General features: G+C 43.9%; 8 protein-coding genes. All 8 read right to left on the bottom strand.

From position 1 onward, the window contains the following. Positions 1–4: 4 nt before the first annotated feature. The gene (locus tag NZ848_RS01165) at positions 5–1,534 is read right to left on the bottom strand and encodes an FG-GAP repeat domain-containing protein (protein WP_259014030.1); all 1,530 of its coding nucleotides are present in this window, start codon (positions 1,532–1,534) and stop codon (positions 5–7) included. A gap of 81 nt (positions 1,535–1,615) precedes the next feature. Continuing rightward, positions 1,616–3,334, bottom strand: a complete 1,719-nt coding sequence (locus tag NZ848_RS01160; RefSeq protein ID WP_259014029.1) for a GMC oxidoreductase — start codon at positions 3,332–3,334, stop codon at positions 1,616–1,618. A gap of 39 nt (positions 3,335–3,373) precedes the next feature. After that, entirely contained in the window at positions 3,374–3,904 is a 531-nt protein-coding gene (locus NZ848_RS01155; protein WP_259014028.1) for a gluconate 2-dehydrogenase subunit 3 family protein, read from the bottom strand. Between the two features lie 269 nt (positions 3,905–4,173). Then, complete coding sequence (locus tag NZ848_RS01150; protein WP_259014027.1) at positions 4,174–5,052, bottom strand: alpha/beta hydrolase; 879 nt, start codon at positions 5,050–5,052, stop codon at positions 4,174–4,176. A 12-nt stretch (positions 5,053–5,064) separates the two neighbouring features. Next, a complete protein-coding gene (locus tag NZ848_RS01145; protein WP_259014026.1) occupies positions 5,065–5,940 on the bottom strand; it encodes an alpha/beta hydrolase in 876 nt (291 codons plus the stop codon). A gap of 179 nt (positions 5,941–6,119) precedes the next feature. Next, entirely contained in the window at positions 6,120–7,049 is a 930-nt protein-coding gene (locus tag NZ848_RS01140) for a sugar phosphate isomerase/epimerase family protein (RefSeq protein WP_253533291.1), read from the bottom strand. Between the two features lie 81 nt (positions 7,050–7,130). Continuing rightward, positions 7,131–8,801: a carboxylesterase/lipase family protein gene (locus tag NZ848_RS01135; RefSeq protein WP_259014135.1), complete on the bottom strand. Its 1,671-nt coding sequence runs from the start codon at positions 8,799–8,801 to the stop codon at positions 7,131–7,133. A gap of 294 nt (positions 8,802–9,095) precedes the next feature. Then, positions 9,096–12,701, bottom strand: a complete 3,606-nt coding sequence (locus NZ848_RS01130; RefSeq protein WP_259014025.1) for a VCBS repeat-containing protein — start codon at positions 12,699–12,701, stop codon at positions 9,096–9,098. Positions 12,702–12,721 lie beyond the last annotated feature (20 nt).

Genomic DNA, 12,721 nt, shown 5'->3' with positions numbered 1-12,721 from the left:
ATGGTTATTTTTTTATCAGCTTGTTTGTTAATAACAGAAACGAGGTATCTCTCCGAGACCCATTCCGGTTTTGTTTGTTCAAATCAAGGCTGCCAATTACCAGGTCTTTATCGCCATCGCCATCCAGGTCTCCGGCATCCAATAGCAACCAGTTGCCAGATTTCACCTCTTTAATCGTATAAGGTTTAAAATTGAAGTTCCCCTGATTTTCAAGATACACAAAGCCTTCGGTGGGTTGATTTTTTCTATCCGGAAAATACGATATCGCTGCCAGGTCTACGTCGCCATCCTTATCAAAATCAGCCGGAATAGCCTTAAAACAACCATTTACAGGAAAGAAAAAAGCCTGTTTAAATTCATATCTGCCGTTGTTCAGGTAGCCGTATATGCCGTGATAATTCTTCAATACGTTTCTGGAGAAATCGGCGTTATCTCCACTTACATACACAATATCTTTATGACCGTCTTTATTTAAATCGGTTAACTCAAAGTAGGCAGAGCCATAAACGGGCGGAAACCGCAGTATCTCTTTGGTTTCAAAGTTTCCATTACCTTTATTCAACAATAAAAATATACCTTCCTGTGCCTGAGCAAACAAAACCCAAATATCCGGCAGGCCGTCTTTGTTTTCGTCAGCAATGTAGGCCTTAATAGCCCCGGGCAGCTCTCTTATTACCCGTTTTTCGTAGCCCTTGCCGTTCAGGTTTTTATACCAGGCCAGCACCCCGTTTGTGTTACCAAAGCTACAAATCAGCTGGTCTTTCCAACCGTCGTTATCCATATCAACAGCAAGGCTTTGTACGGGTCTTTGCAGGTTGTCAATCAACGGCGGGGTTTGGGCTGTGGCGTTAAGATCAAGTAATTTGCCTGTCCGTAAATCGTTAGGATGCAAGATGCCGATACTACACATAAAACCACTGCGTTTACCGGGCTTTTTCAGGTCTCCATCAAAGTCGATATCTACAATTGTGGCATCAATTTTTCTGGCCGAAACTTCTTTCAGATTTTTATCCAATACATTCAGCGAACTATCAGCCAAGCTGGCTTCATAAATCTGCTGGTTGCCCTCGTCAATTCTGATATAGGTTGTTGAGGGGAAACTGCCTTTTCTGGCATAATGCGCGCGTACCTCAAATAACCCGGTAATATCTTTAATAGGCGGACGGTTCTGTGGCTTTAACTTTTCGGGTGCGTTATCAACATAATACTTTACCAGCAACTCCCAATCTTCAATACTCATGGCCGATTTGCTGACAAAATAGCTTGAGTCTCCGTTTGTTTCCAGCTGTACATCGGGGTAAATCTTACCTCCGTTCATCTGAAAGCCCAGTTGCAGCGCCATCTCGGGCAACACACCTTGCTGCCAGGCCGACTTATCCAGTAATTCAGGTTCAGGAAACAAATGGCATGATGCACAATGTTTTCTGGCCAGTTGCTCACCGGTATTCTGGCTGGCATCCTGCAGGTTGTTGCAGCTCATGGCAAATAATAAACTAAAAAAAGACAGAAAGCTTATTATCCTGAATAGGTTCATTGTGTCAATCTTATTTATTAATAAATTAACCTCTCCTGCATAATGCCGGAGAGGTTAAAAAAACACCTGTTATCAAGGCAATTATAGGTTTTTCTTCTTCAGCTCCTTCACAGCAAAATCTGCTGCACGGGCAGTAAGCGCCATGTAGGTTAACGATGGGTTAACGCATGAGGCCGAGGCCATACAGGCTCCGTCGGTTACAAATACGTTTTTCACATCATGAATCTGATTATTGGCATTTAATACTGAAGTTTTAGGGTCTCTACCCATACGGGCGGTACCCATTTCATGAATAGCCATACCCAGATAAGAGCCGTTGTCGTAGCCTCTTACGTTTTTAACGCCTGCGCTTTCCAACATTTCTTTGGCATCGTTCAGCATATCAATGCGCATTTTTTTCTCATTTTCTTTCAGCTCTGCATCAAACACCACTATTGGCATACCCCATTTGTCTTTTTCGGTAGGGTGCAGATACATTCTGTTTTCATAATAGGGCAGGGTTTCACCAAAACCACTCAAGCCCATTGTCCATGCGCCCGGTTGGGTAACTTCGTTTTTATATTCTGCACCGAAGCTCAATTCGGCTACGTTGCGCTGCCATCCCTGACGACCAGACCCGGCACCACCCTGATAACCGAAACCACGCAGGTACTCACGTTTGTCGGTACCAATATTGCGGTAACGAGGCACATAAATACCGTTGGCACGGCGGCCATAAGAGTATTTATCAAGGCCACCCTCATAGATACCCGATGCACCTGTGCGGAAGTGGTGGTCCATGAGGTTATGACCCAACTGGCCCGAGTCATTACCCAACCCGTTAGGGAAACGGTTAGATTTTGAGTTAAGCATAATAGAAGTTGAACCCAAAGCGCTACCACAAACAAATACTATTTTAGCATAATATTCGGTTGGCTGAAGCGTAACGGCATCGGTTACTCTTACGCCTGTTGCACGTTTTTTGTTCTCATCATAAATGATTTCGGTAACTACCGAATCAGGACGCAAGGTAAGGCGACCGGTTTTAGCTGCCGGAGGCAATGTACAAGACTGCGTACTGAAATAGGCGCCATACGGACAACCCAAAGAACATTTGTTACGGTACTGGCATGAGGTACGGCCGATACCCAATTGTGCTTTGGCTGCCTCAGAAAGGTTAGCCACACGGCCAATGGTCATGTGCCTGCCCGGGAAGTTCTTCTCAATGCGTTTACGCACTTCTTTTTCTACCCAGTACATTTCCATCGGAGGCAGAAACTCGCTATCAGGCAATTGAGGCAGATTCAGTTTTTCGCCAGATATACCCACAAATTTTTCTACATAAGAGTACCACGGTGCCACATCTTTATAACGGATGGGCCAGTCAACGGCAATTCCGTCTTTTAGGTTGGCTTCAAAATCAAGGTCACTCCAACGATACGACTGACGCCCCCACATAATAGATTTACCACCAACTATACCCGGACGAAACCAGTCAAATCTTTTATCTTCTTTATACATAGAGTCTGAATCGTTCATCCAGTACTTTTCTGTCATTTCATTATAAGGGTAATCGCGCGATAATTTCGGATGAGATTCCTTCTGCGCAATAGTCAGACGGCCGTTATATTGCATCTGCCATGGGTCTTTCATGGCGTTTTCATAACCGGTTACGTGTTCAAGCTGTTTGCCTTTTTCAAGCATAATTACACGCAGGCCTTTTTCTGTCAGTTCTTTTGCTGCCCAACCACCGGTAACACCCGAGCCAATCACGATGGCGTCGTAGGTCTGGGCTTTAATAGCATCTATATTTAAGTTCATTTGATTTGTCGGTACGTTTAACTGTGAATAGGTTAAGAATTAAATGGCCCAGGTTTTCTGGCCGGGTTTATAAGGCGCACTTCCATCGAATCTACCCGGTATCGGCAAATAGGCTAATGCCTGCGTAGCGCCAATTTCAGAGGTAAAATAACCTACGGTGGTTAGTTCTTTCATTCTTAAGAAGAAAGCCTTGTCGGTTGTCATGGTTTGTTTCACCATTTCATTCTTTTCGGCAACGCTCAGGCTCATAAAGTTTTTACCATATTTGGTTTTGCTGTCGGCATCCAACCTGGCAAGACCCGCGTAAAACTTATCCTGGTCTTCTTTCACATAGCAATCGCGCATTACTCTGACAATAAATTTCTCTGCTCCGGCTGCTTTTGCGCCCGGAGTATCTGTTGTCGGGATGATGACATCGGCCACTTCTGCTACCAATGCCTCCTGGTCGGCGGTAATAGCAACGCTTTCGCCGGTATTAAGTACTTGTCCCATTACGCCAGCTATTACCGGCGGAGATAATACCCCACTTACTAAGAGGGTAAGTCTCTGAACAGCTTCTCTACGATTCATTATAGATTAAGATTAAATAATATGGATAATGTAAAAAAAACGCGTCTGGAAATTTATTGAGTGATTGGGTGAATGATGAATGAGTGATTGAGAGATTGAGTGAATGTTTTAATTGTGAAGGGTAGTAACTCAGTTTACATTGTGGCAAGCTACCCATTGTATTTATTGCTCATTTATCAATCCGCTGATTCACCATTCACTAATTCACTCATTCGGCATTCGTCATTCACTAATTCACTAAATCACTCATTCACTAAATGCTTAAATGCTTACCGATGAAAACTGTCTCCTACAAATTTCAGCACCTCGGGCAAAGCAGTGCGCCAGTAAGACCAGGTATGCCCGCCATCTCTCACCCTGAACTCATGTGGTATCTTCTTGTCTATCATCATGGCATGCAAGGCCATGTTACCTTTAATCAGGAAGTCGTCATCGCCGCAATCAATATAAAACTTTACTTTTTTTAGCTCTTCGGCATTAGCCGTTTCTACAATCTTTATCGGAGCGTTTTTGTAATAATGCTCAGTAAGGCGTTCTTTGCCTTTCAGGTTCTTACCGTATAAATCGCCGAAAACATAATTCCATTGGTCCTGATTCTGATTGCCCGACACCACCTCTTCGTCTGTCCAAACGGCTGCACTTAATGGTGCTGCTGCCGTAAACATATCAGGGTGCTTGGTTGCATAGAGCAGCGTTCCCAGACCACCCATCGAAAGACCTGCTACCGCTCTGAACTCCCTTTTAGAACGTATCCGGTAGCTGGTTTCAATATAAGGAATAAACTCTTTTATGAAAAAATCTTCAAATTTTGTTTTTCCGTCGAACGAATTCATGTACCAGCTTACCCCGGCATCTGGCATTACAATAATCATGGGTGGGGCATCGCCACTATTAATGGTTTTATCGGCAATTTCGGGTGTCTGGCCAAATTGTGTCCAGCCGGTTTCGTCATCGGTATAGCCGTGCAACAGATACAGCACCGGATACATACGATTATTCTTCTCGTAGTCGGCAGGCAGGTAGATATTATACTTTACATCTTTACCTAAGATACTACTCTTTAGTTTCAAACTTTCTTTAACTATGCCTTGCTGGGCAAAAGAAAGGCTTGAAATGAATAACAGCAGAAGCAGATTTAGTTTTTTCATGATACTGAACAATTATTTTTGATGGAAACTTTCACTCACAAATTTCAGAACCTCCGGCAATGCGGTGCGCCAGTAGGTCCAGGTATGCCCACCCTGACGAACCCGGAACTCATGTGGTATTTTTTTATCAATCATCAGTGCATGCAGGGCCATATTACCTTTAATAAGGAAGTCGTCGTCGCCGCAATCAATATAATAACGCACTTTTTTGATTTCGTCAGGATTAGCCGTCTCAACAATTTTAAGGATTGAATTCTTCTGATAATGCGGGTTCAAACGGGCTGCCCCAACCAGATTGCTGCCATAACGCTGAGCATAAGAACTGGCCCATTGGGCGTCTGGCATGGCAAGTACTTCGTCGTCGGTGCGTACTCCGGCACTAAGAGGGGCCGCAGCCGTAAATAAATCAGGATGTTTGGTCGACATAATCAGGGTACCATAGCCCCCCATTGAGAGCCCGGCAATGGCACGATACCGTTTTTGATTTCGTATTCTGTAGTGAGACTCTATGTATGGAATAAACTCATTGATAAAAAAGTCTTCGTAGCGCACTTTACCATCAAAACTGTTCACATATCCGGTTACTCCGCCATCAGGCATGGCAATTATCATAGGTGCAGCTTCGCCCTTTTCAATCATCCTGTCGGCAATACTGTTGGCCTCACCAAATTGAACCCAGCCGGTTTCATCATCACCAAAACCATGTAACAGATAGAGTATAGGATAAGAACGATTAGACGCCTGGTAGTCTGCCGGCAGATAAATGTTATACTTTACAACTTTGCCTAAAATGGTACTCGGGATGGTAAGATTTTCTTTTACGGTACCTTTCTGTGCCAATGCAGTTAGGGACAAAAATACAAACAACACAATAAAAGTGTGCTTCATTGCATAGGTAAAGGTTATAGGGTGAATACGTAGTAAATATAGTAAGAGATTGTGCTTCAATCCAAATTTAAAACAATTTCAAACCAGTTTAATACAAAAAACGAATGCAGCCGTTTTACTTTTGCAAGCAAAGACGGCTGTTCGTTCGTTCAGGGTCGGGAGTAATTAGTGTTTTGAAATTATGCCCCTACTACCTTTTTCAGGGTGTTGTAGCTGGTAGTGAGGTTATCAACCGGCGACGGAGCGCCATCCTGCTCAACAAAATAGTATTTCATTCCGGCTGTTTTGGCTGCAGCAAACACAGGTGTATAATCAATGTATCCTTTGCCAATTTCAACAGGCATCTGTTTGTCTTTGCTAAGGTCTTTTACATGCCAGAGCGGGAACCGCCCCTTATGTTTGGCAAACAAAGCCACAGGGTCTATACCTGCCTTGATAGCCCAGGCGATGTCAAGCTCAAACTTCAATATATCAGCACTGGTTTGAGAGGCAAAAATATCAAACGGCAACTGGCCTTCAACCGGCTCAAACTCAGCGCTGTGATTATGAAAGGCAAAGGTAATACCGGCTTTTTTACAGGCTTCACCTGTTTTTTGCAGTACTTCAAGCGACTGTTTTACTTCATCGAGCGTTTTAACCGGGGTGGTAGCACATACCAGGTACTTTACTCCGCCTTCGGCTGCATCGTCTACTACTTCCTGCATATTGTTCATCAGGTCTTTTATTGGCGGTAGTTTGGGCATTGGTCTTGCAGGGGCTTTGGGGTCGGTTTGTGCAGGCATAAGCATTCTGAACGGAGCCCCCATTACATGGTGCGACTGCCAGGTCATGCCCAGGTCTTTTACCAGTGTGGCAAATTCTTTGGGTTTCATGCCGTAGTAGCCGCCTTTCATGCTAAATGCCGACTCAATATTTTTATAGCCTATAGCTGCTATCTGCTTAAGCGTACCGCTTACGTCTTTATCAATTACCGACAAAGTGGTAAACAACTGAACGCCCGGTTCAAATTTTGTTTTGAAGTTTAACAAGTCTTTTGCCTGACCCTGCCATGCAAGGCCTCCGAGAGCTAATACCCCCGAATTCCTAAGGAAATCTCTTCTGTTTAACATTACACTAAAAGTTTATTTTATATTCATTACCAATGTTTTACAGAGAAAAACTGCTCAATAAGCTGTATCAGCTTTCTATATCTAAACTATTGCCTTTCGGGCGTCACGATCCGGATCGTTTTTAAGCATACAAACGTCATCCAGAATCATGGTCTCGCCTTTGGCAGAAGTGTAAGGTGCCCATGCAGGCAGGCCACCACCGTTCGGGTTACCTGTGCGAACAAAATTCAGAAAAGATTTCGCCATTTTTTCTGACAACCGCCGTGGCCTTGCCCCACCACCGGTGTGGGTAAGCATCAGGTCTGTATTATAGAACCAGAAACAGATGTCGTCACAATGGAACGCCCTCATGCGGCCATCAAACAGCGGAGGCTGCCAGCCAAACCAGGCAACATATACCGGTGCCTTCTGAGACGCCTTGGCATCGGCTGCTGCGATGGCGTTTTTCCGGTTACTGATAATCATTGACCAGATTTCAATGGGTTTTTTATCTTTAAATGCGTTTGAATAGGCCTCTACAATATCAGCCGATTTATCACCAAATCTGGGTTTTAGCTTTTCTGTTACATCAGCCAGCGTTACTTTCTCCAGAGAAGCGTCCGTTCTGCTTGGGGCAAACTCGTTGAAAGTAGTACTAATGATAAGAGGTACATCAGCCGAAAAATGTCCGGCGTCTGAGAAGAAGGGTTTATCGCTCAGGAACTGCCCGTCTGCCACAGGAGCGTAGCCGCCTCTTTGCAGGTTAAGTCTTTTTGCTTCGTCAGCCAAAGAGGCCACTGCACGGTTGGCTATATCAATGTATTGTCTCCACGGAATCTGCTGTAGTTTGCCTACCTCGTTTGGCCCCAGACCTGCCTCTTTTAGCACAGCTGCGCCTAGTTTTTCGGCATATTCTTTATTGACACCGCTCAGGGTTGTACCGCTTAATGCCACAGCCTTGTGGAACAACCCTTTGGCAGAAGGCATGGCCATCAGGGTGCATACCTTAGCACCACCACCCGACTGCCCAATGATGGTTACATTGCCGGGGTCTCCGCCAAAATTGGCAATATTTTCTTTAACCCACTCTAATGCCGCTACGATATCAAGCATTCCTACATTGCCAGATGCAGCAAACCTGCTACCGGCCACACCAGCCAGATTGGTAAAACCCAGAGACCCAAGGCGATGGTTGAGCGAACAAAAAACCACGTCTCCCAGGCGGCTGATGTTTTCGCCATTGTATCCATCCTGCTCAATACCATTTCCGTTTACAAAGCCGCCACCATGTAGCCATACAATTACAGGTCTTTTTTTGGTGTCCAGAGCCGGTGTCCAGACATTTATGCGCAAGCAGTCTTCGCTCACATCATCATAATTCCAGTGGTCAACAAAAGAGGCATACTGGTCGGCATAGCGTTTTTCCATTATCTGCGGAGCCGTATTACCCCACCAAACGGTTGGCTTGATACCGGCCCAGGGGTTTGGTTTTTGCGGAGGCATAAAACGGTTTTCGCCGCCTGTATCTGCGCCATAAGGAATACCCAGAAAAGTATGAATACCTCTTAAAATATAGCCTCTTATTTTGCCATAACTTGTGTTGGCCACAGCTATGTTATCACCTACAAACAATATCTGTTCATCGTCTTTTTCTTTAATTCCGAACGCTTGCGTATGGGCAGTTAAGGGCATAGCACTGCCCATACCCATTGTACCTACCCCGGCTGCACCTAAACCGAGTTTCTGGATAAAATTTCTTCTGTTAGATTTCATATAGTTTTGTTTCAGTTGAATGATGGATGGTATATCAGGTTTGGCTGAAATACTTTTCAATTTACAACCCAGTTAATTGAATACAGTTGAAGAATCGACTTATGCCAAGAATCAGCATATAAAAGAAGATTTTATGACGATAATGTAACGCCAAAAAGCCCAATATATGATTTTTCTAATATGTCATTATAACAATCACAGCCATTGATTCATAATGTAACAATAACACATGTACGCATATAAACAAAAAAAGCCGGTAATGCTGCATTACCGGCCCTCAGTTAATGATTTGTTTTACGGTTTTATTATCCGTTTTTTTCCTGAGTTATCAAGAATTTCTACCTGTGAAACATCAGAAGGAATGATGACACTGCGCGACGACTGCGACAGAAAAGATGAGCCATAAGCGGCTTCTTCTTTTCTTACTTTACCGTTTTTCAAGGTAAGTAGAGCTGCAGTTTCTGATGGCAATAAATCTATGGTTCTTACCAGATTTTTAGAACTAAAAAACTTCAGATTGTCGCGGTTCTGAGAGGCAACTAATAACAATTCGCCTTTGGCGTTCTTCAGGCGTACCAGGCCTTTGGCGTCTCCTGTTACACAATAGCCGCTTTTTTCGGGTAGCACAGCAGTAAAATTACCTTTGCCATCTCCTTTCAGCATCAATCCGTTCAAGGCATCGTGTCTTCCTACCAGCACCTCGGTACCGTAGTCATTACCTGCTATCAACACATCCAGATTACCATCCTGGTCAAAGTCGCCGGTAACCATTCCATTTAAAGGAGCAAACTGCGCCTGAATCGGCAATTCCCTTACTTCAAATTTTCCATTGCCTTTATTTTCAATGTATGAGCTTTTCATCCAGTTGGCTTTCAGCACCAAAGCATCTTTCATTTCTTCCGGTTTCAGAATTTTATCAATAGTAGCCTCAGAAAACTTCTGGTAGTTCTGAAAACGCTGGCGTGTCTGAATAAACTGCTTGGCCAGGTCATCGCGGGTATTGTACGGAAATTCCTTCGGTATTCCCTCATCATCAGGGAAATACACCGTCGGAATGGCATCGTAGAAACCATCGTTATTAAAATCTTTGGCATAAATACCCACCGGTTGGGTATCACTGGCCTGCATCAGGGTATTCAGACCTAAATTTCCGGCTATATAGTCAATATCTCCATCATTATCAAAATCCCCTGACGTTATGCTTGTCCACCAGCCAATTTTGGCAGCCAGCCCCTCATTTTTAGCCAGCGGCTCAAGTTTGCCCTTATTGTTTTTAAAAATGGTTACAGGCATCCACTCTCCTACCAGTACCAAATCCGGCCAGCCATCGTTGTCATAATCGCTCCATACGGCATCACAAACCAGGCCTATGTTCTGTAAACCCGCAGCTAAACTGGCTGTTACGTTCGTAAACTTAGTTTGCCCGTTACGGCTGTCGTTTCTTAAAACATAGCTTGAAACAGGTTTCGGATAAGCGTTAGGCTCAACTCTGCCGCCCACAAACAAGTCAAGGTCTCCGTCATGGTCAAAGTCTGCCGCTTTTATACAAGAGCCGCTTTTCAGAAACGCCGGCAAGGCCTCTGTGTTTAATGTAAAATGCCCTTTACCATCATTGATATATAGCCTGTCTTGCAGTTCGGGTGCATCTGGTTTAAACTCATAACTGCCACTTACAATGTACAGGTCAAGGTCTTTGTCGTTATCGGCATCAAACAGTAAAACGCCGGCGTCTTCCTGCGGTTTTTTAAAGCCTTCTTCGCCGGGTAGCCAGTCCTGCACATTAAATTTACCATCCTTGTTCTGAATCAGGAATCTACCTTTACGAAATTTAGAGCCACCCACAAACATATCTTCCAATCCGTCTCCATTTACATCGCCAACGGCAATGGCAGGGCCATACTGCGAGAGTTTGTGTGGCAAGAGTTTCTGTACGTTAAAATCTATGTAGTCTTCTTCCTCATGTTTATAAGGCACCTGCAGTTGTGTGCTGATGTCTGTAAACAAAACCGGCTGACTTGTTTTAGCCTCTGCCGGATGCACCGAGGCATCACTTTCTTTGAGGTTTAAAACCTGGTTGGTCTTAATATTTTTCAGAATCTGGGTTTTGCCACTCTGCCAGGTAATTTTGAGTTGGTCAATTTTCTGAATTTTACCCAGTCCAAAATGAGCCACCGGTTCAACCGACGACAGGTATCCACGATAAGGCGTATGCTCATATACCTGCTTTTTGCCGTTATCATATTCAATTTCAACCCATGCACCCAAACCCATCAGATTCGGGGTATTGCCTTTAAAGCTCACCCTCAGGTAATTGCTTTCCTGCGGTTTTAGCTGAATTGAGTTATTCTGGTAAACTGAGGCGGAGTCGTCAATGTTATTAACAATATAATCCAGGTCTCCGTCATTATCCAAATCAGCATAGGCGGCTCCGTTAGAAAACGAAGGCTCGGCCATTCCCCATTTTTTGGTTACGTCTTCAAACTGAAAATTCCCCTTGTTATGATAGGCAAAGTTCTGAATTTTTACAGAAGGGATATAGTCGCTCAGATAAGAAGCAGAAGCCAGATGAGACACTGATTGCCTGTAAGCCATAAAATCGAGGTCGGTGATATCCTTCGGAAAACCATTTGTAATGATGATGTCTCTCAGGCCATCGTTATCAAAATCTACTACCATGGGTGTCCAGCTCCAGTCGGTTTGTGCTACACCTGATAACAGGCCTACTTCACTGAAAATCGGCTTGCCTGTTACCGGGTCTTTACCCTGGTTTACCTGAAGCGTATTGCGCGGATACTGATAAACATAATGAAAGCGGTCGTTATTCTGAAAAGTCTGGTAGTTATTGGCCATCGTCATCATTTTCTTCCGCTTGTTGGTAAAGGGCATCATGTCAAGCGCAATAATATCTACCAGGCCGTCATTATTGATGTCGGCCACTTCGTTGCCCATAGCCGAGTATGAGGTATGCTTAAAGTAACTGGCCGCTTGCTCGGTAAAACCTGTATGCCTGCCATCTTTGTGCTGATTTATATAGAGCAGGTCGTTGGTAAGGAAATCATTGGTAACATAAATATCCTTCCAGCCGTCCTGATTGATGTCTGTAATATTAACCCCCAGACCAAAGCCTTCAACGAGAATACCTTCTTCTTTTGATACATTGGTAAAATAGGCGTGCTTTCTGGTTTCATCCCAATCGTTTCTATAAAGCCGGTGGGTGCGTTTAGAGCTTCCGTCTTTCAGTGCTTCGCGGTACATATTAGGAACATTGATGTCTTCCATCTGATTTACCAATATGTACAAATCGAGGTCGCCATCGTTATCATAATCAAAAAACACCGAATTGGTTGTGTGTGTAGTATCTGCAATTCCGTAATCAGCAGCCATTTCTTTGAACGACGGAACACCGTTCCGCCCTACGCCCTGATTCACATATAACATATTGGCACGTTGGCTGGCCACTTTCTTTACTGAGGCAGAAACATAAATATCAGGCAGGCCATCATTATTAATATCAACCACCGAAACACCGTTACACCAGCGACCTTCGCCACTTACCCTGGCTTCGGCAGTTACATCTTTAAACTTAAGTTTATTTTTGGCATCCAGACCTTCGTTCAGGTACAATTTATTCGGAACCTGATTACCTGTAAAATAAACGTCTGGTTTACCATCAGCGTTGAAGTCGCCAATGGCTACTCCACCACCGTTGTAGATATACTCAAACGATACAATGTTCATCGTATCATTTTCAGTAATACGGTTTGAGAACTGAATACCCGTTTCGTCGGCTGGTAGTTTACTAAAAACAGTATCTGTTTTCTTACTGCACGAAAAAGCAAAGGGTACTAAAAGCAAAAGCAAGGATTTTACAAAAAGTGGGCTAATAGAATGTAGTTTCATTACAAAATCAGGTAGTATTA

Origin of the sequence: Emticicia fluvialis (assembly GCF_024793945.1) — a bacterium.
Taxonomy (GTDB): domain Bacteria; phylum Bacteroidota; class Bacteroidia; order Cytophagales; family Spirosomataceae; genus Emticicia; species Emticicia fluvialis.
Note: the sequence above shows the minus strand (reverse complement) of the source record. Positions and strands in the feature narration are given on the sequence as shown.